Origin of the sequence: Acinetobacter sp. ATCC 27244, assembly GCF_000156555.1 — a bacterium.
Lineage (GTDB): Bacteria > Pseudomonadota > Gammaproteobacteria > Pseudomonadales > Moraxellaceae > Acinetobacter > Acinetobacter haemolyticus.
This window is the reverse complement of sequence record NZ_GG665950.1, coordinates 65,418-86,809: the sequence shown is the minus strand read 5'-3', so window position 1 is coordinate 86,809 and position 21,392 is coordinate 65,418. Positions and strand designations below refer to the sequence as shown.

The 21,392-nt window shown below is 41.2% G+C and carries 22 protein-coding genes and 2 tRNA genes; 12 read left to right on the top strand and 12 right to left on the bottom strand.

Going from position 1 to position 21,392, the window contains the following annotated elements; all coding sequences use genetic code 11:
* Window positions 1-201 precede the first annotated feature (201 nt).
* The 3 genes from ompR (at window position 202) to HMPREF0023_RS02545 (ending at window position 4,075) form a co-directional block, all read left to right on the top strand.
* The gene (ompR, locus tag HMPREF0023_RS02555; RefSeq protein ID WP_004641409.1) at window positions 202-966 is read left to right on the top strand and encodes a two-component system response regulator OmpR; all 765 of its coding nucleotides are present in this window, start codon (window positions 202-204) and stop codon (window positions 964-966) included.
* Window positions 967-984: 18 nt separating this feature from the next.
* On the top strand, window positions 985-2,439 hold the full coding sequence (locus tag HMPREF0023_RS02550) for an ATP-binding protein (RefSeq protein WP_004641411.1): 1,455 nt from the start codon (window positions 985-987) through the stop codon (window positions 2,437-2,439).
* A 121-nt stretch (window positions 2,440-2,560) separates the two neighbouring features.
* Window positions 2,561-4,075, top strand: a complete 1,515-nt coding sequence (locus HMPREF0023_RS02545; protein WP_017396591.1) for an acetyl-CoA hydrolase/transferase family protein — start codon at window positions 2,561-2,563, stop codon at window positions 4,073-4,075.
* A gap of 136 nt (window positions 4,076-4,211) precedes the next feature.
* Here HMPREF0023_RS02545 and HMPREF0023_RS02540 read toward each other — a convergent pair whose 3' ends face one another.
* From HMPREF0023_RS02540 to HMPREF0023_RS02520, 5 genes are all read right to left on the bottom strand, one after another.
* Window positions 4,212-4,931, bottom strand: a complete 720-nt coding sequence (locus tag HMPREF0023_RS02540) for a hypothetical protein (protein WP_004641416.1) — start codon at window positions 4,929-4,931, stop codon at window positions 4,212-4,214.
* A gap of 66 nt (window positions 4,932-4,997) precedes the next feature.
* Window positions 4,998-5,429 (bottom strand): hypothetical protein, encoded by a 432-nt coding sequence (locus HMPREF0023_RS02535; protein ID WP_004641419.1) that lies wholly within the window; start codon window positions 5,427-5,429, stop codon window positions 4,998-5,000.
* A gap of 261 nt (window positions 5,430-5,690) precedes the next feature.
* A tRNA-Phe gene (locus HMPREF0023_RS02530) sits at window positions 5,691-5,766 on the bottom strand.
* A 135-nt stretch (window positions 5,767-5,901) separates the two neighbouring features.
* A tRNA-Phe gene (locus tag HMPREF0023_RS02525) sits at window positions 5,902-5,977 on the bottom strand.
* Between the two features lie 101 nt (window positions 5,978-6,078).
* A complete protein-coding gene (locus tag HMPREF0023_RS02520; protein ID WP_004641423.1) occupies window positions 6,079-6,456 on the bottom strand; it encodes a GNAT family N-acetyltransferase in 378 nt (125 codons plus the stop codon).
* Between the two features lie 104 nt (window positions 6,457-6,560).
* Between HMPREF0023_RS02520 and hisB the strand changes: the two genes are divergently transcribed.
* The 6 genes from hisB to HMPREF0023_RS02490 all read left to right on the top strand — a co-directional run bounded on the left by hisB (window position 6,561) and on the right by HMPREF0023_RS02490 (window position 11,949).
* The gene (gene hisB / locus HMPREF0023_RS02515) at window positions 6,561-7,154 is read left to right on the top strand and encodes an imidazoleglycerol-phosphate dehydratase HisB (RefSeq protein WP_002116767.1); all 594 of its coding nucleotides are present in this window, start codon (window positions 6,561-6,563) and stop codon (window positions 7,152-7,154) included.
* Complete coding sequence (gene hisH / locus HMPREF0023_RS02510; RefSeq protein ID WP_008941119.1) at window positions 7,154-7,771, top strand: imidazole glycerol phosphate synthase subunit HisH; 618 nt, start codon at window positions 7,154-7,156, stop codon at window positions 7,769-7,771. The genes hisB and hisH overlap by 1 nt, the downstream gene beginning before the upstream one ends.
* A gap of 185 nt (window positions 7,772-7,956) precedes the next feature.
* Entirely contained in the window at window positions 7,957-8,490 is a 534-nt protein-coding gene (locus HMPREF0023_RS02505; protein WP_008941118.1) for a DUF805 domain-containing protein, read from the top strand.
* A gap of 167 nt (window positions 8,491-8,657) precedes the next feature.
* Entirely contained in the window at window positions 8,658-9,389 is a 732-nt protein-coding gene (gene hisA / locus HMPREF0023_RS02500; protein ID WP_008941117.1) for a 1-(5-phosphoribosyl)-5-[(5-phosphoribosylamino)methylideneamino]imidazole-4-carboxamide isomerase, read from the top strand.
* A 234-nt stretch (window positions 9,390-9,623) separates the two neighbouring features.
* Window positions 9,624-11,078, top strand: coding sequence for a SulP family inorganic anion transporter (locus HMPREF0023_RS02495; protein ID WP_008941116.1), 1,455 nt, complete (start codon window positions 9,624-9,626; stop codon window positions 11,076-11,078).
* On the top strand, window positions 11,065-11,949 hold the full coding sequence (locus HMPREF0023_RS02490) for a DMT family transporter (protein WP_008941115.1): 885 nt from the start codon (window positions 11,065-11,067) through the stop codon (window positions 11,947-11,949). The genes HMPREF0023_RS02495 and HMPREF0023_RS02490 overlap by 14 nt, the downstream gene beginning before the upstream one ends.
* Window positions 11,950-11,985: 36 nt before the next feature.
* On the opposite strand, the gene HMPREF0023_RS02485 is transcribed toward HMPREF0023_RS02490, so the two are convergent.
* From HMPREF0023_RS02485 to HMPREF0023_RS02475, 3 genes are read right to left on the bottom strand one after another with little or no spacing between them, the layout of a single operon-like run.
* Entirely contained in the window at window positions 11,986-12,378 is a 393-nt protein-coding gene (locus HMPREF0023_RS02485) for a DUF4870 family protein (protein ID WP_004641431.1), read from the bottom strand.
* Between the two features lie 36 nt (window positions 12,379-12,414).
* Window positions 12,415-13,032 carry a DUF1294 domain-containing protein gene (locus HMPREF0023_RS02480; RefSeq protein ID WP_008941114.1) on the bottom strand — a complete coding sequence of 206 codons (618 nt, stop codon included), beginning with the start codon at window positions 13,030-13,032 and terminating at the stop codon, window positions 12,415-12,417.
* Window positions 13,033-13,041: 9 nt separating this feature from the next.
* Entirely contained in the window at window positions 13,042-13,992 is a 951-nt protein-coding gene (locus HMPREF0023_RS02475; RefSeq protein ID WP_017396592.1) for a homoserine kinase, read from the bottom strand.
* A 112-nt stretch (window positions 13,993-14,104) separates the two neighbouring features.
* Between HMPREF0023_RS02475 and hisF the strand changes: the two genes are divergently transcribed.
* Window positions 14,105-14,863 (top strand): imidazole glycerol phosphate synthase subunit HisF, encoded by a 759-nt coding sequence (hisF, locus tag HMPREF0023_RS02470; RefSeq protein ID WP_004641438.1) that lies wholly within the window; start codon window positions 14,105-14,107, stop codon window positions 14,861-14,863.
* A 301-nt stretch (window positions 14,864-15,164) separates the two neighbouring features.
* On the opposite strand, the gene HMPREF0023_RS02465 is transcribed toward hisF, so the two are convergent.
* On the bottom strand, window positions 15,165-15,812 hold the full coding sequence (locus tag HMPREF0023_RS02465; RefSeq protein WP_005087092.1) for a sterol desaturase family protein: 648 nt from the start codon (window positions 15,810-15,812) through the stop codon (window positions 15,165-15,167).
* Between the two features lie 114 nt (window positions 15,813-15,926).
* Here HMPREF0023_RS02465 and HMPREF0023_RS02460 point away from each other — a divergent pair, with 114 nt between their 5' ends.
* Entirely contained in the window at window positions 15,927-16,934 is a 1,008-nt protein-coding gene (locus HMPREF0023_RS02460; RefSeq protein WP_017396593.1) for an AraC family transcriptional regulator, read from the top strand.
* A 172-nt stretch (window positions 16,935-17,106) separates the two neighbouring features.
* Complete coding sequence (aqpZ, locus tag HMPREF0023_RS02455) at window positions 17,107-17,796, top strand: aquaporin Z (RefSeq protein WP_004641445.1); 690 nt, start codon at window positions 17,107-17,109, stop codon at window positions 17,794-17,796.
* A gap of 69 nt (window positions 17,797-17,865) precedes the next feature.
* Here the strand turns inward: aqpZ and HMPREF0023_RS02450 are convergent, their stop codons facing one another.
* From HMPREF0023_RS02450 to HMPREF0023_RS02440, 3 genes are all read right to left on the bottom strand, one after another.
* Window positions 17,866-18,108, bottom strand: a complete 243-nt coding sequence (locus HMPREF0023_RS02450; RefSeq protein WP_008941111.1) for a hypothetical protein — start codon at window positions 18,106-18,108, stop codon at window positions 17,866-17,868.
* A 71-nt stretch (window positions 18,109-18,179) separates the two neighbouring features.
* Entirely contained in the window at window positions 18,180-19,256 is a 1,077-nt protein-coding gene (locus tag HMPREF0023_RS02445; protein WP_017396594.1) for a DNA/RNA non-specific endonuclease, read from the bottom strand.
* Window positions 19,257-19,415: 159 nt separating this feature from the next.
* Complete coding sequence (locus HMPREF0023_RS02440; protein WP_008941109.1) at window positions 19,416-21,296, bottom strand: potassium transporter Kup; 1,881 nt, start codon at window positions 21,294-21,296, stop codon at window positions 19,416-19,418.
* Window positions 21,297-21,392: the final 96 nt, after the last annotated feature.

Sequence of the window (21,392 nt, the reverse complement as noted above, 5' to 3'; positions counted from 1 at the left end):
GATTGATTGTCATAATTTTACCTGTATATATTTGGTATCTTTCTCTTGATTTTATTGGCAATATTTGTTGCTTTATAACATAGTCAAATCTGTGCAATGAATCGTATACTCGTGGGTCTACGGATACTTCATAATTGAATTATCAATACTTCATATAGCATTGCATAAAGACGATGACAATAAACGATAAAGGAGCACAGCATGAGTTTAGTTGTACCTGCCGAATCGACGGAAACTGTTCAGCATGAAACAGACCGCGTCGAACGCATTTTAGTGGTCGATGACGATGTGCGTTTGCGTACGCTTTTACAACGCTTCCTCGAAGACAAAGGTTTCGTCGTTAAAACTGCCCATGACGCAACACAAATGGATCGTTTGCTACAACGCGAATTATTCTCGCTGATTGTTCTTGATTTTATGTTACCTGTTGAAGATGGTCTCAGTATTTGCCGTCGTTTGCGCCAATCCAATATTGATACTCCGATCATCATGCTGACAGCACGTGGCAGCGACTCGGATCGTATTGCAGGCTTAGAAGCGGGTGCTGATGACTATTTACCAAAGCCATTTAACCCAAATGAGTTACTTGCACGTATTCGTGCGGTATTACGTCGCCAAGTTCGCGAAGTTCCAGGCGCACCGAGCCAACAAGTTGAAGTAGTCAGCTTTGGTCCTTGGGCACTTGATCTATCTACCCGTACCTTAACGCGTGAAGGTCAGGTCGTCACCTTAACCACAGGTGAATTCGCAGTATTAAAAGCATTGGTTCAGCATCCACGCGAACCCTTAACCCGTGATAAGTTAATGAACTTAGCCCGCGGTCGTGAATGGGGTGCCATGGAACGCTCAATTGACGTTCAGGTTTCTCGCTTACGCCGCTTAATTGAAGACAACCCTGCTCGTGCTCGCTACATCCAAACCGTTTGGGGTGTAGGCTATGTATTTGTTCCAGATGGTGCTGAATAAGTTCAGGAAATTTAGACGTTGAAACTTGAACCTATCGATCCACAAGAGTTTACTGATTTCGTGGCCTATTCAGAGCGGCCACGGACCAAATGGGAACGCTTTTTAGATAAAATCAAACCTCGTTCCGCAGCCATGCGTACCACGATCTTGGTACTGCTCATGGTTTTTTTCAGTCTTTTTATGTCGTTATGGTTCTTTTGGCGTACCTTATATTTACCTGAATTACAGCAACATGCACGCTATCTCGCAATTGAACTTGAGCTCGTTAACAATCCTGATATCCGTATTTTGCATCGTGATACCGAAGTCGATGTGGATACATGGCTTAAAAATCGGATCGGCATTGAATACATTACTGATCCTAAAGAGTTTCCAAAAGTTGAAGATAAGTTTCTAGCTGAACTATTCACCAATCAAATCGAGGAAAAACTAGCCAAAGAATTAGGTGTAGATGACGTTACTGTCTATTTTAAATTTAAACCGATTCCAAGGATCTGGATTCAAACCCCAGAAATGAATGGCAACTGGGTACGCGAGCCATTAAAAACCTATGCCAACTACAGCGTTGAACTGATCGCAACGTGGCTATTTGGTGTGCCGATTCTTTCTTCGATTATTATCCTTATTTTGGTTCGTCAGATGAATCGTCCATTACGACGACTACAAAATGCGGCGAATACCTACAGTAAGACGGGCAAAGCCCCTTATTTAGATACCAATCACGGCCCACTGGAGATTCGTCAGGTCAATCAAGCCTTTAATCATATGGTGTATACGCTTGAGCAGACCGAACGTGATCGTCAAATCATGCTTGCAGGTATCTCACATGACTTACGTACACCACTAACACGTATCCGTCTCACCGCGGAAATGTTACCTGATGAGTTTCTGCGTGAAGGTCTGGTATACGATGTCGATGATATGGATGCGATCCTAAATCAATTCATCTCGTATATGCGTGATGGTTCGGATGAGGAACTCAGCGACACCAATATCAATACTTTATTGCAAGAACTGGTAGTACAATTCCAGCCACTCGATATCCAATTCGAGATGCAAGAGTTGCCGATTATTCCTGCACGCAGCTTGTCATTAAAACGATTGATTGCAAATTTATTGAATAATGCTAAACGCTATGGCTCAGAACCAATTGAACTATCAGCAAGCCATGTCGATGACCATATTCTGATTACTGTTGCGGATCATGGTGAGGGTATTCCACCAGATCAAGTTGAAGAACTGATGCAACCTTTCGTTCGTGGTAATTCGGCACGAACAATCCAAGGTAGTGGGCTCGGATTGGCAATCGTGAAACGAATTGTGGATATTCACCAAGGTCAGATCAATATTCGTAACCGTGAACAAGGTGGTTTAGAAGTGGTCATTTCATTACCGATCCCATCACCTGAATCAGATGAACCACAAAGTAATACCATTGATAAAATTAGACAAACACTAACGGGGCATTTTTAATCAGACAATTTCTGATCAAATATATTGTTATTCACCTTAGACCTTAGCCTAAATTCAATACACTTTTCACATTTTAGGTCTAAAATCCATTGCTGATATAAAGCAACATTGAGAATGGATGATGTCACTAAGTCGCATTCGCCTTCACAGCCTACATAACAAAGTTATGAGTGCTGATGAGGCTTCCAACTTTATTGAAAATGATATGACAGTTGGCATGAGCGGTTTCACGCGTGCAGGTGAGGCAAAAGCCGTTCCACAAGCACTGGTCAATCGTGCCAAAAAAAATCCGTTAAAAATCACATTAATTACCGGTGCAAGTTTAGGCAACGATTTAGACAAGCAGTTGACTGAAGCAGGTGTATTGGCGCGTCGTATGCCATTCCAAGTGGATAGTACATTACGTCGTGCCATCAATCATGGTGAAGTCATGTTTGTCGACCAGCATTTGTCTGAAACTGTTGAACAAATGCGTAATCAACAGCTTAAACGTCCAGATATTGCCATCATCGAAGCAGTTGCGATTACTGAACAGGGGCATATTGTCCCGACCACGTCTGTAGGTAATTCAGCAAGTTTTGCGATTTTTGCAGAAAAAGTAATTGTCGAAATCAATACCTCATTAAGTGAGAACTTTGAAGGCTTACACGATATTTATATCCCAACCTATCGTCCAACACGTACGCCAGTACCATTAACTCAAGTGGATGATCGTATTGGCTCTACAGCGATTCCGATTGATCCCGCTAAAATTGTAGGGATCGTTTTCAATGATACGGCGGACTCTCCATCCACAGTGACCGCACCAGATGTAGAAACACAGGCGATTGCCAATCACCTAATTTCATTCTTTGAAAAAGAAGTTGAAGCGGGGCGTTTGACTAAAAATTTAGGGCCATTACAAGCTGGCATCGGTTCAATCGCCAACGCTGTGCTCACTGGTCTAAAAGATTCTCCGTTTGAAGATTTAGTCATGTACTCAGAAGTGCTTCAAGACTGTACTTTTGAACTCATTGATGCAGGGAAAATCAAGTTTGCCTCAGGCAGCTCGATTACGCTATCAGCAAAATGCGGTGAGCGTGTTTTTGGTCATTTGGAACAATACAAAGACAAGTTGGTATTGCGCCCCCAAGAAATTTCAAACCATCCAGAAATCGTACGACGTTTAGGCATTATTGGGATCAATACTGCGCTTGAGTTTGACATTTATGGAAACGTAAACTCAACGCATGTTTGCGGTACAAAAATGATGAATGGAATTGGCGGTTCAGGCGATTTTGCACGTAATGCACACTTGGCTATTTTTGTGACCAAGTCCATTGCTAAAGGCGGTGATATTTCGTCAATTGTTCCAATGGCAAGCCACGTCGATCATTGTGAACATGATGTAGATATTTTAGTGACCGAGCAAGGATTAGCAGATTTGCGAGGCTTAGCACCACGTGAACGTGCTCGCGTGATTATCGATCATTGCGTACATCCACTGTATCAAGCAGCATTGAATGACTATTTTGATCGTGCTTGTGAGCGTGGCGGGCATACGCCTCATATTTTGCGTGAAGCGCTGTCATGGCATGCCAACTTTGAAGAAACAGGTCATATGCTCAACGCTTCTCAAGTCGCTAAAACAGCTTAAAAACAACCTCTACAATAAAGAAGTCGCTACATAGCGACTTCTTTTGTATTTAGCGTTATTCGATAGCATTCACCCTCGAAATCATCAACAAAACCAACAAACTTAGAGTTTACTGCATCTATAAACAGATACACGCTTATAAAATCTCAACAATCCGATAACTTGCCTGAGCAATCGGCTTAAGTTGATCATGCATTTGATAAACTTTGACATCATAAGTACCTATTTGCCATCCGGTTGGAGGCGCAGCACTTACCCAGTTTTGGGAAACATCTTGGGTAATCTTTCGTGGCGTAAACATCAACACTTCGCCAGTGTCACGGTTTAACCAACGAATAAATATTTGCTCATCCGCGGGGAACTTACCCAAAGTATCAAAATGCGCAAAAATACTCTGATTTGAATGGATCTGACTCAAATCCTCAGAGATTTGCGGCATCACAGGGGTACGTCCTAACACTAAACGACCAGATAAAGTCTGTTGATCATTATGCGAACTCAATTCTTCTAAAGCCCGTTGAGCAAACAATTTTTTATTTTGGATCGCAGTGAAATCCTGTTTGGGAAAAGCTTTATTTAAATATTCATCGATTTGCTGTTCAGATGCATGTTCAATAATCTTAGACACTTGTTCGCGTTGCTGCTCTGACAAGGTCTTAATTGATGATGCTGCGCTGTTGGTTATCGGTGATGGCACTGAAGCGACGATTGCTTGTAAATCGTTAACGACCATCGATGTACTCTTTGCATGTTTATCGAGTGGCGCAGATGAAGGGATGATTTGCTTAAAATCAGCCACTAAATACCCTAGACCAAAGCCAACGACTAAGAACAAAATATATAAATACTTTTCCATGATGGACCCCAAAATTAAAGGTGAGCGCGTCACCTTTAATTTTCATCAATATATTTAATGAGTAAGTTAGCTACAGCTCACTTTAATGCCATTTAATACGGCGCTACCCTTACTAAATGTTGCGCCTTCAGCAATTACTTTCTGTTTGGTATGACCTATGCCTGTTAGCATTTTCAATGCAGTTCCAGAACAGACATTGGTTTGTTGCGCGTTACCAATGGTTGCGATACATCCATTTTCAGTCGCTTTGACTGTGCCAGCCCCTGTGACACACTGTGCAGTAATCACAGCACCCGGTGTTGAGGTCTCACAGGCGGTACAATCGTTATTATTTTCACACGCATTGGCGGCAGACTGCGATTTACAAACATAGGTCACCCCATTTTTAGTAATGGTTTTAGAGAAAGAAGAGTTAAAATCATCACCATCTCCTCCTCCACATGCCGTTAAAGCACCTAACAATAATGCAGCAGTCGCTAATTTGATTTTGGATAACATATTAAGGCCTTTATCATTTTATCTAATTAAAAGTTTTGTTTGTTTGAGTTGTTGCACTCAAGTTTTTAATTCCGCACGCTTATTATTTTTTGAATTCACATCGTTTCACATAAGCATACTCAGCGAAATACAAGCCGAAGATTAGCTCAAAGATACATGATTAATCAACAAAATAAATTAATCAAATGGTTAAAAATCATTTTTCTAATTCAGTCAAAGCAATAAAAAAACCCCAAACTTTCGTTTGGGGTTTTTTGAATATGGTGGCGTGACCCAGGATCGAACTGGGGACACACGGATTTTCAATCCGTTGCTCTACCGACTGAGCTATCGCGCCAATGGCGTGTATTAAGCCGTATCTAGCCAAAATAGTCAATCAATATCATGAGCTTTTGATTTAAATGCTTATTTTTCAGACAAGCACTAGGCAAAAAAAATCCCTGATGGGATCAGGGATTGAAATTTGAATCTATGGTGGCGTGACCCAGGATCGAACTGGGGACACACGGATTTTCAATCCGTTGCTCTACCGACTGAGCTATCGCGCCAAAGTGGGCGTATTAAACAATGTTTGTCAAAATCCGTCAAGTATATTTATGGATTTTTCGATTGAGCGCTTAATTTTACTGCAACCCATTATCCAAGCGATTTAAATTTTACCAATATGCGATAAGCAACGATGGATTGCACCACACCCTGGTTCAAATAATTTCACCCCTTGTTCTTCCTCTATACGACACACCTCTTCTACAAGGCGTTCTGCCACACCACGACCACGATTTGCAGGATGCACCACCACATATTCCAAAACACGGCTTTCACCTTGTCCTGTCACCCAAATTGCACCTATAATTTTGCTGTTAAATTCAGCGGTATAAACTGTGGTATATTGCTGTAGATTTTGTTCAAGTTGCTCCATTGCATCTTGCCCATCACCAAACTCTGGGCTGGTGTCATAAAGTCGCTCTAGCTGGGTGCGAATTCCTAGATTTTCTAGTGAACTGTAAGCATGTACGCTAATAGGCATTGATTAACCCTCCTGAGCAAACTATGATGCTGTCACTTTTTCGTCACAGCGAAACTATTGGTTTTTAATTCAATCATTTTTGACGTTTTTTGAGGAACGTGTCCATGACGCAACGTATCAGTGAAGTGGTAAGAAATACCAACGAAACAAAAATTCGAGTTCGTCTCAATCTCGATGGTACTGGTCAAGGCACACTCAACACTGGAGTTCCATTTTTAGACCATATGATTGATCAAATCAAGCGCCATGGTCTATTTGATATCGATATTCATTGCGATGGCGACTTAGAAATCGATGATCACCATACTGTTGAAGATTGTGGAATCACCTTGGGACAAGCCTTTGCTCAAGCGTTAGGCGATAAAAAAGGTTTAAAACGCTACGGTCATTTTTATGCACCTTTAGATGAAGCCTTATCTCGTGTTGTGGTGGATCTTTCTGGTCGCCCTGGTTTGTTTATGGATATTCCATTTACTCGCGCACGTATCGGAACATTTGATGTCGATTTATTTTCAGAATTTTTCCAAGGTTTTGTCAATCACGCACTGATGACCTTGCATATTGATAACCTGAAAGGTAAAAACAGCCACCACCAAATTGAAAGCGTGTTTAAAGCATTGGCACGTGCGTTGCGTATGGCATGTGAAGTAGACCCTCGTGCAGAAAATACCATTGCGTCAACCAAAGGTAGTTTGTAATGACTCGTATTGCTTTACTTGACTATGGCATGGGCAATTTACATTCTGCTGCGAAAGCACTCGAACATGTCGGTGCAACTGTTGATGTCACTAATGATCCTAAGTTAGTTGCGAAAGCAGATAAAATCGTATTTCCAGGTGTAGGCGCAATGCGTGACTGTATGCAAGGCATGCACGAAGCTGGAATTGATGAAGTGGTCCGTCAGGCTGCTTTTAACAAGCCTATTCTCGCAATTTGTGTAGGCATGCAAGCCTTATTGCAAACATCAGAAGAAAATGGTGGTGTGGATGCACTTGGAATTTTTGATGGTGTGGTGAAGCATTTTCCAGAAATGCCAAACTTAAAAGTCCCTCACATGGGTTGGAATCAAGTACATCAACTTGACCCAAGCCATCCGATGTGGAACAACATCGAACAAGATGCGCGTTTTTATTTTGTCCATAGTTATTATGTTGAACCAAATGACTCGTCAGTGATTGCGGCAACTTGTGATTATGGGGTGAACTTCTGTACTGCGATTCACAAAGACAATTTATTTGCCACTCAATTCCACCCTGAAAAGAGTCATACCGCTGGTTTGCAGTTGTTGAAAAACTTTGTGGAATGGAAGATTTAATTCTTTTCAAAATATTTTTTAAATATTCAAAATCAAGCCACTTTATGTCGGCTTGATTTTTTTATAGGCTTTTGTATTTATTTTCAATTATTTTTTGCTTATTATGCAAACGCTTTGAATAAAAACCAAATAAGTTATCTTTTAAAAATTTAATTTTAAAAAATCAGCGACTACAGGAAAATAAAATGTCATCTCAACTTCAAACAAATGATTCGGGTTTTAGTGCAAGTGGACGTTTTGGCCGACTATCTTATTTAGGCTGGAATATGTTACTCACAGTCTTCGTATTCATTTTAGGTATTATCGCTGCAATATTTATCCCTGCTTTTGATACTTCATCAACAAGTTCAGCTATATATATATTAGGTGGACTCTTTGTTATTGTTTACATAGCCATGATCTACTTAAGCTTCGTTTTTTCAATTCGCCGTTTACATGACCGCAATCAAACAGGCTGGCTATCACTTTTAATGCTTATCCCATTAATAAACTTCTTATTTTTCATTTATTTAATTTGTGCGAAGGGCAACCCAGATTCTAATACATATGGCGCTCCTCGTATCACGAAAGGGTGGGAAAAAGTATTAGCATGGATATATATTATCCTTTTACCACTTAGTATTGTATTTTTAGCGGCTACTGCAATCCCAGCTTATCAAAGTTATGTTGAGCGAAGCCAACAAATTCAAATGCAATATCAACAGTACGACGCTGAATAACATTCTTTATCACCACTTCACCCAGCCAAGCTATGATGCTTGGCTTTTTTATGAACACAAATTCTAAAGAAAGATGCAGTCGTCTAACATCCAAAGCTTAGCGATTGAACAATACTTTGCTAATATGTAGCCAATTTAAACTCCATGATGACGCAAGGAGCGAAAGCATGCTAATCATCCCTGCAATTGACCTGAAAGATGGCAAATGTGTTCGTTTAAAACAAGGTCGTATGGAAGACGATACCGTTTTCTCTGATGATCCTGTCGCAACAGCACAGCACTGGGTCAATGAAGGTGCACGTCGATTACACTTAGTTGATTTAAATGGTGCTTTCGCAGGTACACCGATTCATAAACCAGTTGTCGAAGCGATTGCGCGTGCACAACCTGAACTCCCGATTCAAATCGGTGGTGGTATTCGTTCACTTGAAACCATTGAACACTATCTTGATGCGGGCGTAACTTTTGTCATTATTGGGACAAAAGCAGTGAAAGAGCCTGAGTTTGTTGAAGAAGCATGTAAACGCTTTGCAGGTCATATCATTGTGGGTATTGATGCAATCAATGGCATGGTCGCAACTGATGGTTGGGCAAATGTCACCGATGTAAAAGCCACTGATTTAGCAAAACGTTTTGCAGATGCCGGTGTATCTAGCATCGTTTACACTGATATTGCACGTGATGGCATGATGCAAGGGGTCAACGTAGAGCAAACCGTGAACCTAGCGCAATATTCTGGCTTACCGGTGATCGCTTCAGGCGGTGTAACCAACCTCGATGATGTGCGTAATTTAAAAGGCCAAAAAGGCATTTTAGGTGCGATCACAGGCCGTGCAATTTATGAAGGTACATTAAGCCTTCGTGATGCTCAGTTATTGTTGGATGAAGATCGTTTATAATTGATCAAGAGCTCTAGTGATTTAAATAATGGCTAGAGCTTTTTAAGCTTAAATGTTATCCTTGTACCGATTTTTATCTTACTCTCTAATTTTATAATGACACTTACGCCACCCTAGTTTTTACAGCCCCCTTTTGTAAATAACTCATCACTGTCTAGTGATGTGGTGTAGTCGTGTGTTTGTTATATATCACATCACTAGCCTTTTATATTTTTAATGAAATAGGCTATTTCTATGTTTTCCAATGTACGAGAACAATGGTTCTCTAATATCCGTGGCGATGTGCTGGCGGGTCTTGTGGTCGGCTTGGCCTTGATCCCTGAAGCGATTGCATTTTCCATCATCGCGGGTGTCGATCCCAAAATTGGTTTATACGCTTCTTTTTGTATCGCAGTCGTCATCTCATTTGTCGGTGGACGACCGGGTATGATCTCCGCTGCCACAGGTGCAATGGCCTTACTCATGGTCACTTTAGTCAAAGAGCATGGTTTAGAATATTTACTTGCTGCCACCATCCTGACTGGAGTGATTCAAATCATTGCGGGTTATTTAAAACTGGCAAAGTTAATGCGATTTGTCTCCAAATCTGTGGTGATTGGCTTTGTGAATGCGCTTGCTATTCTCATTTTTATGGCACAGCTTCCTGAACTGATTAATGTGACTTGGTATGTATACGCCTTAGTTGCATTTGGTTTAGCAATCATCTATTTATTTCCTTTACTGCCGAAAATCGGCAAATTAATTCCTTCTCCTTTGATGTGTATCATCATCATTACCCTGATCGCGATTAGCTTCGGTATTGATGTTCGCACCGTTGGGGATATGGGGCAATTACCAGATACCCTTCCAGTGTTTTTGTTACCTGATATCCCTTTAAACCTTGAAACATTGACGATCATCTTGCCTTATTCAATTGCACTTGCAGCCGTGGGTTTACTTGAGTCGATGATGACTGCCACAATTGTGGACGAAATGACAGATACGCCGAGTGATAAATTCCAAGAATGTAAAGGTCAAGGTATTGCCAATATTGCTTCGGGTTTTATGGGTGGTATGGCGGGATGTGCCATGATTGGTCAATCCATGATTAACGTCAAATCAGGTGGCTTAACACGATTATCTACATTTTCAGCTGGTGTTTTCCTTCTGATTTTGGTGGTATTTATTAGTGATTGGCTGAAAGTTATTCCAATGGCGGCCTTGGTTGCTGTCATGATTATGGTCTCAATCAGTACCTTTGAATGGAAGTCGCTCACCAGTTTTAAAGAAAATCCGCAAAGCAGTAACATTGTGATGATCGCAACCGTGATCGTTGTTGTGGCAACCCATAATCTTGCACTTGGGGTACTTACTGGTGTGCTGCTTTCTGCCTTGTTCCTTGCCAATAAATTGGAAAATGATATTCGTGTAGAACGCCACCTCGAAGGCTCAACTCGTGTTTATGATCTCAAAGGACAGATCTTTTTCAGCTCCGCAGAAAAGTTCATGCAGGGTTTTGACTTTAAAGAAAATATCAATGACGTCATTATTGATTTAACCCATTCTCATATTTGGGATGTCACCTCTGTGGCAATGTTGGATTCTGTGGTCAATAAGTTCCAAAGAAACGGGGTCAATGTCACAGTACGAGGGTTGAATGAAGCCAGTTCAATCATGATTGATAAATATGGTACGCATGCAAAAATTTAATTCTTATCTTCCCCAAATGGCGCTGATTTTGATTACCGTCATTTGGGGCGGGACATTTCTAGCGGTGCAATATGCACTGAATTTTAGTACGCCAATGTTTTTTGTTGGCTGTCGCTTTGCAGTGGCGGCATTCGCAATCCTCCTGATTTCATTAAAATCAATGACAGGCTTAACCTTAAAAGAAACCTTTGCAGGTACAGCAATTGGAGTCATGATCGCAATTGGCTATGGAACACAAACCATTGGTTTGCAAAGTATACTCAGTAGTGAATCCGCCTTTTTGACGGCATTGTATGTTCCTTTAGTCCCAATTTTAATGTGGATTATTTTTCAGAAGCGTCCTGCTTTGATGACATGGATCGGCACCGCCTTGGCATTTATCGGTTTGGTGTTGCTAACCGGTAATGGTTTTTCGAGTATCACCTTGAGTTATGGGCAAGTCCTGACCTTGATCTGTGCATTTGTGATTGCCTTAGAAATTATCTTGATTGGCTTTTTTGCTGGCAAGGTCAATTTAAGACGTGTCACTGTTGTCCAACTCATCGTTGCCTCGGTTTTGTCATTTGCTTGCATGCCGCTTGTGGGTGAACATCAACTTCCTGCATTTTCATGGCCACTGGTCTTTATTGCCGTTGGCTTAGGACTTGCAAGCGCATTGATTCAATTTGTTATGAACTGGGCGCAAAAAATGGTTGATCCAACACGTGCTGCGATCATTTATGCGGGTGAACCCGTTTGGGCAGGGTTATTTGGACGCATTGCTGGCGAACGTTTACCACTGTTGGCTTTGTTTGGTGGATTACTCGTAGTTCTAGGTGTATTGATCAGTGAATTGAAATTTAAATTCTTTGAAAATAAAAAAGAGAGCTAAAAAGCTCTCTTCACCAATTCTTCAATTAAAAATAAATTACGAATACATTGGTTTATTATCATTGAGTGCGATCAAACCACGAATGGCACGATACACAATCCAAACCCATGCGACGAACACCACAGCAAACGCGAATGTAACCGCAGAAAGTGCAACACCTGCAAATACGTTCGGATTATCACCTGTAAAAAACAGGAAAAGGAACGGAATAAAGGCGATAATATTCCATGCAAGATACCACCAAAAAGTGCGGATCTGCCATGTAAAATGACTCTCAAAAATTGAGCCTTGCACATCACGACGTTTGACATAGTTAATGATCAAAGCCACGATTGCTAACAAACCACCAGTAAAAATCGCAATAATATAAAGAACATAAAGAATTAAGGTCAAGGTGCGATTCGGATCTTGATCAACAGAATAATTCATTTTTTATTTCTCCAGGACGAACCAACTCCCCTTAATTTAGTAAAAAACATTAAGAGGAGAAATTAACCAACATATCAACAATATATGAAAAGCTATGGTACAGAAATATATCTGACGAAACGGTTGTTTTTGTGTTTTATGTCTCAGTTTTTGCTGAGCGTACCAACCAGCGCACCATCCACCCAAAGCATCGACAATATGTAAAGTCTGTTCAGGTACACGACGATTGCCCAACTGCGCCGCTTCTTTATCTTGAGCATATAGCCAATAACTTAGTGCATTCATCAAGCTCACAAACAGTAAGCTATATGGCGGCAACCATTTGGCTAAACTGGCAATTACCATAAAGCAAATATAGACCAAGATTCCAATTTTCATCGGTGTCCATGTCTGTTTCTGCTGAGATTTGGTCGGTGCTGCCTTATGCTCAATCACTTGCGATGCTTTCAAATAAGTGACTTGTTGTGCACGATAACGCCCACGTTCATCCAAAATCACAAGGTATTCCAACGCACAACCAACGATAGGACGAGGCCCAGGACGAGCAAAATCTTTGATATGTAAAAAAACATGATCTTTAAATGCATCATTGGGTTGAATAAAGCCATAGCCTTTGTCATCAAACCATTCCACTAAACGTCCTTGATCTCGCATGACTTCTCCCTAAGCTGTGATCTGTTGTAAACGGTCTTGCAACATCATGCGCATTTCCATTGGATCTTTTTGCAAAATATCGCCACCTGTACGTCCATGTGCTGCATTTTTTTGCGCAACTTGCAAACGCATACTCCAAAAACGACATGCAGCCATCGCCAAAAATACATCTAAACACGCTTTCTCATCGTGGGTGAGCTCACGAATCATTTGATAAGCTTGCAAGAATGCGTCGGCTTTAGCTTGATCAAGATGAACTTGCGGATAGGCAGTACAAAAGTCATTGATACTAATCGCAATATCAAATAGCCATTCATCCTGATTCAACTCATAAAAATCTAAAATACCCTGTAATTGATTGCCTTCAAACAGCGTATTGTCTCGAAACAAATCTGAATGAATAAAACCTATTGGTCGATCTGGATGCTGCTGAGTAATGTCTGCAAATTGTTGAAAAACCTGCGCCAATAAGTCCTGATCCGCTTGATTCATGTGAGGTTGCAACTGTTCAGCAACGTCAGTCCAATACTGATGATTGCGATTAAAATCACGCACTAAAGGAAAATTTTTTAAAGCCAAATGCATTTTTGCTTGTGCTTGAGCGATCGCTTGAATCTGTTCTATCGTGGCATCTTCGGGATGTACGCCCATCAAACGAGGTGCAATTTGGGCGGGTTTATTTGCAATACTATGAATCGCTTGACCATGGTGCTTGAGTGGTACCGCGACAGCGACACCAGCCTCACCCAAGCAGTCCAATACAGGGACCAACTCACCCGCACCTTCCGCATCTAACTCTTCAAACACCGTTAACACATATTGCTTTTGTGTTTGATCCACCAAAAAATAATTGGTGTTTTGAATACCGCCTTGGATTGGAATCAGATCAATCACTGCCAAACCATAAGGCTCAGCAAAGGCTTGAACTTCATCTAAACTCAACGGGGTATAAACCGACATGGAAAACCTGCAAAAAATAGCTGTGAAGTTTGATAGAATACCCTTTCCCACCATGAAGGTGTAGCACCTAAGTCGGTCTCCTTTCTTTATTGGCGATTTTTTGGAAAATTTTATGCTCGCAAAACGTATTATCCCTTGCTTAGATGTTGATAATGGTCGAGTCGTCAAAGGCGTTCAATTCCTTGATATTCGTGATGCAGGTGATCCTGTAGAAGTTGCTCGTCGTTATAACGAACAAGGTGCCGACGAAATTACCTTTTTAGATATTACTGCCACCCATCATGGACGTGATACGACTTATCGTACCGTAGAGCGAATGGCAGAAAGCGTCTTCGTTCCTTTAACTGTAGGCGGTGGTGTCCGTAAAGTTGAGGATATTCGCTTATTGCTCAACGCAGGTGCGGATAAAGTCAGTATTAACTCAGCGGCGGTGTTTACCCCAGAGTTTGTTCAAGAAGCATCACAACGTTTTGGTGCACAATGCATCGTGGTCGCAATCGATGCAAAGCAAACAGGCGAAAATAAGTGGGAAATCTTTACCCATGGCGGCCGCAAGCCAACAGGTATCGATGCCATTGAATGGGCGGTCAAAATGGCAGACTTCGGTGCGGGTGAGTTGTTAATTACCAGTATGGATGCTGATGGCACTAAAGCAGGCTATGATATTGCCTTGATGCGCCAAATTAATGATCGTGTCAGCATTCCAACCATTGCTTCTGGTGGCGTTGGAAACTTACAACATTTAGCAGATGGGATTTTAAAAGGCGGCGCAGATGCAGTATTGGCAGCCTCTATTTTTCACTTTGGTCAACATACTATTCCAGAAGCGAAACAATATCTGGCTGATCAAGGCATTGAAATGCGTTTATAAGCATTAAAGTGATAAACAGCAGCCTCCCAGCATGATCGCTTGGGAGGTTTTTTATTCGAGAAATTTTAGTCAAAAAAATACCTTGCTATGCAAGGTATAGAAACTGCGTTTATTCAACGCCAGAGGGTAACTTCAACAACAATAACACTGGATTAATCTGAAACATTCACGCTGCTTGTACTAACATAGCGATAATCAAGTGGTAAATATTGACAGTAAAACCCTATATTATTGACAATTCACGACATAAGCACATGGTCATCATCATATTTTATCCCAAATACCCTCTTTGCATTTTTCATCAAGATGCCACCGATACTGTTTCAGTGTCCTTTACCTGAGCGGTAGTCACTAATTTCGGCTTTTGCTCCACCCATTTAGCAGGAAAAATGGATTCAATCGCTTGCGTTAGTACTTTAGAAATAGGCGCTGGCAATGGCAAGCCAAGTGGATTGGCTTCTTTTAAATCAGCAGAAGATACCACCCGCGTTCCCATGACGTAGTCAAACCAAGGACGTGTCACACACCAATTGGCATCTTGATTTGAATTCATATGATGATCATAGTGCCAAGGAATGGTACGTCGTGCCCAATCTGGCTCTAAATGCGCACGACGATGTACATAATAATAATTCCCAGCGCTATAAAGTGCAGCGAGTGACATTCCTTTTGAAAATGGATAGAACGCCACACTTGCCACTCCAGCCACAACGGCCAAGGACATCACTTCGTTACGTGTGCGCCAATGTTCAAATCCTTGTACATAGCATTCATCCGAAAATTCCTGTTTACGGACTTCACGATGATGTGCCCAGTGTGATTCCATGCTTTTTGGTACAGGGCTATAACGTGGCTGTCCTGGTCGATGAACACCATGCAAAATATATTTATGTGCAAACCACTCAAATGCATTGGCAACTGCCAAACCTGCGATGAACCCCTTGAACATGGTTTTCTCCTGATATTTCCTTCTTCTTATTTAAGATATAAATTTTTATAGGCGAAGTATTGACGATACGATATATTAATATTGACAAAACACGACAAGATGGGAACGGACAGGATGTCTCAACTCAAAAACTATACAGGTTCTGTTTTCGGTGGTTTAGGGCATTTATTAAAAGCCTACTGTGAAGCGAAACATATCGCTATTCCAGAACAATTACAGCGTGTTCAAAATCAAGAACGCTTCGACTATGTCATTTGGCGAGATTTGCTGGAAGACCTCAATCGCATACATCCCACCACCGCCTTAGGGCTGGAAATCGCTGAATATGTTCAGCCCAAACATTTAGGCATCATTGCTTATCTGGCACTGTCATGTGAAAACCTAGGCGAAGCGTTGGCTCGTTATCATGATTTTCATCGTCTTATTTATGATGGTAGTCCCTTGATTGTAGAGTTTGATCATCCTTATGCATCTATCCGTTGGGAAGCACCAGAGCCTCACCCCACCCAACTTACAGATGAAATTGCGATTGCCTTAATGGTGCAATTTCTCAAATTATTTATGTCTGGCGAAACAATTCATTTACACGAAGTTCATTTCGTCAATATTGCACCCAAGAACATACATATTTACGAGCAATATTTCCGTTGTAAAGTCCGCTTTGAACAACCGAAAACACAGCTTCTTTTACCCGTGACCGAAGCATTTAAACCGCTAAAAACAGGTGATCACACACTACAGCAATTGTTATTGCAACAAGCCCAAGCCTTATTGGAAAAGCTTCCGAACTCCACACAACTCGACCAACGTTTACAGCATGCCATTTTGACCGGTCTGCAAAAGGACCAATATCAAATTGACTTTATTGCTGAAAAGCTAGGGCTTTCAGTTCGACAGCTACAACGACACTTGCAACAGCAAGACACCACTTTTCAAGAGCGTGTCCAGCAAGTTCGCTTTATGTTGGCAACAGAATATTTAAAAGACCCCCACCTTAGTCTGCAAGAAATCGCCTTATTACTTTGTTATTCGGAACAAAGTGCTTTTCAACGTGCTTTTAAGCTTTGGACAGGGAAAACACCGCAACAGTGGCGGAACAACAACACAATTTACAATTCGTAATAAAACTCAATTCAAACTTACGGTTTCACAACTGTTCATTGTTTTTACAGCATTTATACAAGAGCGTAGAACCTGTGTGAATTAATTCACATTTTTTTCACAGGTCATCAGAAAATCCATAATAAATTTTTTGGATGTTTTTTTATTTTTTATACATGGTTTGGTGATAACAATGAACAAATATTTAGCAGAATTTCTAGGTACCTTTTGGCTTGTTTTTGGTGGTTGTGGTAGTGCTGTTTTAGCAGCAGCTTATCCAGAACTTGGTATTGGCTTTGCGGGCGTAGCACTTGCATTCGGTCTTACTGTATTAACAGGTGCATATGCATTTGGGCATATTTCTGGAGGACATTTTAACCCTGCTGTCAGCGTTGGCTTGTGGGTGGGTGGTCGTTTTGAAGCCAAAGAACTTGCACCATATATTATTTCACAAGTGATTGGTGCAACAGTTGCAGCCTTGGTGCTTTACATCATTGTCCAAGGTCAAGCTGGCTTTGCAGGTACAGGTGGTTTCGCGAGTAATGGTTTTGGTGATTTATCCCCAAATAATTTCTCACTCGGCTCAGCCTTTATTATCGAGGTGGTATTAACTGCATTCTTCTTAATCATCATTATGGGAGCAACTGATCGTCGTGCACCTGCTGGCTTTGCACCTATCGCGATTGGTTTGGCATTAACCTTAATTCACTTAATCAGTATTCCAGTGACCAATACATCTGTAAACCCTGCACGTAGTACAGGGGTTGCTTTCTTTGCCGAAACAGCGGCGTTAGGTCAACTTTGGTTATTCTGGGTTGCCCCAATTATCGGTGCTGTGATTGGTGCTGTGATCTATAAATTGGTTGGACGTGAAAATAACTAAATCATGATGAAGTTCCAACAATTTATGATTAAAAAATGCCTCCTTTAAAAGGAGGCATTTTTATTGTGCTTATAAAAATGGATTATCTATTTCCTTTTCAGGCAAACGCTCAATCTTTTCGGGTAAGTCGTCTTTCTCTAATGCGATGACCACATCATTGATGAACTGCTGTAGTGCTTTTGCTGTTTGCAATCCCACCTGATCTTTGGTGATCTGCAAATTCCCATACAAACTGACGCAATCCACCTGATTTTCCAAAGTCAGATCATCAATCACCGAAGATTCATTGCCATTTTCAAACGGTTTAAACATTTCAGCCTCACATTGTTATTTTATTTGAGATAGCCTGCGCTGTGCATTCTTGCTTTGCAAGTGATCCTACATTATCTCAACACTTGTAAAAAATACTGCACCAGCATATCCACCAACTGTCGAATAACTTCTTGCTTTGCTTCCTCATCTATTGACGACACTGGGCGTTCAGCCGTTAGCGTTGAGTTATTCGTAAACTGACGTTGTTGTGCCTGAATACTATCTGCACTGGCATCTTCTGCGCATTGGCTTTGACCATCCCAATGCAAATACTTCAACTCGCTCTGTGCTTTGACCTGCTGTGCTGAGGTAGGTAATTGATAGACATTACGCTTCTGTTGTTCTGTTAATTGGGGAAATAGGTTAATGCCTAATTTCTCTTCCAAATAACACACACTGACTACTTTTACCTGTAGCGAATTATTATTCGGAGCATAATACGCCCCAATAATCCCCTGCTTCGGCAAATACACCGCTTTATAAACTGCAGTTGGAACAATGACACCATTACCAATGGTTTTTAGTCTTTGCCCTTCAAATACTGGGCCTGTAATCACATAAGCATCTTTATGCTGCTTACTCACCACTGCACGTACTGCTTCCTCAACTTTACGCCAAACTTCCTGATTATTTTTAGGCGCTTGCGGTACCATATTTGCCAAGGAAAAACTATCGTACTGCGCGGCCTTATTATTCATATCGCCGTTTGGTGCCATATGTCCACGGTCATAACCTGAACCACGATAGTCTGATAGCAAAGCACGATGACGTTCCGCTACACGTGTTTCTTCATGGAAATTGTCTTCACGTTTGATTTTGATACTCAAACGTTCTGGGGTCAGATAGGCTGCTGACCAAAGTGGTGTTTTGGACACCCCTGAATACATCACATTAAAATCATTAAAACACAGTGCATAACTGTCTTTTTGCAAACTGGCTTTGCTGAGTAAGGGCGGAACATCACGATAAAATTGCTTTAAACAAGTGGGATTACCACTGCTTTGCAAGGGAATAAATTTGGCAATTTTTTCATTGCCAAAAGCTATCGCAAAACTACTTGTTGCAAGCAGCGCTAATACGATCTTTCCAAAATTTTGGCTCAAAAAAGCGAATTTCGCTTTACTCTTCCTGCTCGTTCTTCTTGCCATAACCATATCAAAATCAACATGAACGCGCAGCTTATCAAGTCAAACCCTTACTGTACATTGAACAGCGGCTTAGAACGACACTTTATGTCGTAAATCTGAACACTCAATCATCAAACATAAAAAATGGCACCCGATGGTGCCATTTTTATCGATCCAAGTTTAGATTTCGATCTGACTTCCTAACTCAACCACACGGTTGGTTGGAATCTGATAAAAGTCGCTGACTGGACTGGTATTACGTTGCATCGAAATAAACAGCTTTTCGCGCCAAGGAGACATTCCGTCACCCACCGTATGTACAATACGATCTCGTGAAATAAAGAAACTCATTTGCATCATATCAAACTCAAAATCAAGCTCTTGATATGCTTGTTCTAACGCATTTGGAATATTTGGTTGATCTTTAAAACCATAATACATATAGATACGATAGAAATGATCATCGAGTTTCTCGACTTTGATTCGATCTTCTCGTGCCACATATGGAATATCTTGGGTATATACCGTAACGATTACATTGCGTTCATGCAGTACTTTATTGTGCTTAATATTATGCAACATCGCATGAGGCACAATATTTGGCGTTCCTGTCAAAAAGATCGCTTCACCTGGAACAAATTGTGTTTCCTTGCTCATTCCAATACTTTTGATGAACAATTCAATCGATAAAGCATTTGTCTCCATGCGCTTGAAAACAATCTCACGACCACGCTTCCATGTCATCAAAATGGTATAGACCACCGCACCAATTAAAATTGGCACCCAACCTCCTGCCAAGATTTTTAATGAAGTTGATGCAACAAAAACTAAGTCCAATAGTAAAAATGGGATGGCCAGCAATGCCACTTTCCACCATGACCAACGCCAAACACCATATGCCAAAGTCGAGATCAGAATGGTGCCACACAACATGGTCATGGTCACCGCGACACCATAAGCACTGGCTAATTCGGTACTACTTTCAAAAAGTAAAATCAAAATGAAGACCGAAATAAACAACACCCAGTTGATAAATGGCAAATAAATCTGACCTTGCTCCACATCAGAGGTGTGATGCACGGTTAATCTCGGTAAATAACGGAGTTGCATCGCCTGATTGGCAACTGAAAATACCCCCGTGATCACCGCTTGAGATGCAATAACCGCGGCAGCCGTTGCCAATCCAATCATCGGGAATAACGCCCAATCTGGAACCAAAAGGTAGAATGGATTTTCAATTGCTGCTGGATTACGCAGTAGTAATGCACCTTGACCAGCATAGTTGAAGAGCAAGCATGGCAGTACGATACAGAACCAAGCTAATTTGATCGGCATACGACCAAAGTGTCCCATATCCGCATATAGTGCTTCACCACCCGTCATGGTCAAGATCACTGCTCCCATGGTGATAAATGCAATGGTCGGCTGTTCATAAACAAAGTTAAATGCCCAGTAAGGATTGATCATCATCAAGACATAAGGGGTTTGAATAATACTCCACAATCCCACTAGACCGATCGAGATAAACCATAACAGGGTAACTGGACCAAAAAGTTTCCCCATCGTTGCAGTACCATGGCGCTGTACCATGAACAACCCTGTAAGAATCCCTAATGCAATCGGAACTAACCATTGGTTAAACGCTGGGGTGACAATACTCAGACCTTCAATTGCAGATAGGACTGAGATTGCAGGGGTAATAATACCATCACCGAAGAAAAGCGATGCACCGATAAAGCCGAGTGCAATTAGATAGATTTTATTTTTATCTGAAAATACTTTTGAGCGAAGGTTTAACGCCAGTAAAGAAATAATCCCACCTTCACCATTGTTATCTGCACGCATGATCACGGAAACATATTTAAAGCTAATGGTTAAGTTCATGCACCAAAAGATTAGCGATAATATCCCAAGTACCGATGCTTCACTGATCGCCATATGTCCTGTGTTAAAACATTCTCGTATGGCATATAACGGACTTGTTCCAATGTCTCCAAAGACCACCCCTAAGGCTGCCAATGTCATCACTGGCAATGCGGCTTTTTTTGCAGAACTTTGCATATATTTCAATCAAATCAACTTTGAGATCGTGCCATATTACCACTAGCTCAAAACTTTTTCTGCAAATCTGTTTGGTGATAACTTGGCAGCTGGCTT

Excerpts from the sequence above, each read along its gene's own strand:
- ompR (WP_004641409.1), top strand. The coding sequence starts at position 202 with ATGAGTTTAGTTGTACCTGCCGAATCGACGGAAACTGTTCAGCATGAA.
- HMPREF0023_RS02545 (WP_017396591.1), top strand. The coding sequence starts at position 2,561 with ATGTCACTAAGTCGCATTCGCCTTCACAGCCTACATAACAAAGTTATG.
- HMPREF0023_RS02540 (WP_004641416.1), bottom strand. The coding sequence starts at position 4,931 with ATGGAAAAGTATTTATATATTTTGTTCTTAGTCGTTGGCTTTGGTCTA.
- HMPREF0023_RS02535 (WP_004641419.1), bottom strand. The coding sequence starts at position 5,429 with ATGTTATCCAAAATCAAATTAGCGACTGCTGCATTATTGTTAGGTGCT.
- HMPREF0023_RS02520 (WP_004641423.1), bottom strand. The coding sequence starts at position 6,456 with ATGCCTATTAGCGTACATGCTTACAGTTCACTAGAAAATCTAGGAATT.
- hisB (WP_002116767.1), top strand. The coding sequence starts at position 6,561 with ATGACGCAACGTATCAGTGAAGTGGTAAGAAATACCAACGAAACAAAA.
- hisH (WP_008941119.1), top strand. The coding sequence starts at position 7,154 with ATGACTCGTATTGCTTTACTTGACTATGGCATGGGCAATTTACATTCT.
- HMPREF0023_RS02505 (WP_008941118.1), top strand. The coding sequence starts at position 7,957 with ATGTCATCTCAACTTCAAACAAATGATTCGGGTTTTAGTGCAAGTGGA.
- hisA (WP_008941117.1), top strand. The coding sequence starts at position 8,658 with ATGCTAATCATCCCTGCAATTGACCTGAAAGATGGCAAATGTGTTCGT.
- HMPREF0023_RS02495 (WP_008941116.1), top strand. The coding sequence starts at position 9,624 with ATGTTTTCCAATGTACGAGAACAATGGTTCTCTAATATCCGTGGCGAT.
- HMPREF0023_RS02490 (WP_008941115.1), top strand. The coding sequence starts at position 11,065 with ATGCAAAAATTTAATTCTTATCTTCCCCAAATGGCGCTGATTTTGATT.
- HMPREF0023_RS02485 (WP_004641431.1), bottom strand. The coding sequence starts at position 12,378 with ATGAATTATTCTGTTGATCAAGATCCGAATCGCACCTTGACCTTAATT.
- HMPREF0023_RS02480 (WP_008941114.1), bottom strand. The coding sequence starts at position 13,032 with ATGCGAGATCAAGGACGTTTAGTGGAATGGTTTGATGACAAAGGCTAT.
- HMPREF0023_RS02475 (WP_017396592.1), bottom strand. The coding sequence starts at position 13,992 with ATGTCGGTTTATACCCCGTTGAGTTTAGATGAAGTTCAAGCCTTTGCT.
- hisF (WP_004641438.1), top strand. The coding sequence starts at position 14,105 with ATGCTCGCAAAACGTATTATCCCTTGCTTAGATGTTGATAATGGTCGA.
- HMPREF0023_RS02465 (WP_005087092.1), bottom strand. The coding sequence starts at position 15,812 with ATGTTCAAGGGGTTCATCGCAGGTTTGGCAGTTGCCAATGCATTTGAG.
- HMPREF0023_RS02460 (WP_017396593.1), top strand. The coding sequence starts at position 15,927 with ATGTCTCAACTCAAAAACTATACAGGTTCTGTTTTCGGTGGTTTAGGG.
- aqpZ (WP_004641445.1), top strand. The coding sequence starts at position 17,107 with ATGAACAAATATTTAGCAGAATTTCTAGGTACCTTTTGGCTTGTTTTT.
- HMPREF0023_RS02450 (WP_008941111.1), bottom strand. The coding sequence starts at position 18,108 with ATGTTTAAACCGTTTGAAAATGGCAATGAATCTTCGGTGATTGATGAT.
- HMPREF0023_RS02445 (WP_017396594.1), bottom strand. The coding sequence starts at position 19,256 with ATGGCAAGAAGAACGAGCAGGAAGAGTAAAGCGAAATTCGCTTTTTTG.
- HMPREF0023_RS02440 (WP_008941109.1), bottom strand. The coding sequence starts at position 21,296 with ATGCAAAGTTCTGCAAAAAAAGCCGCATTGCCAGTGATGACATTGGCA.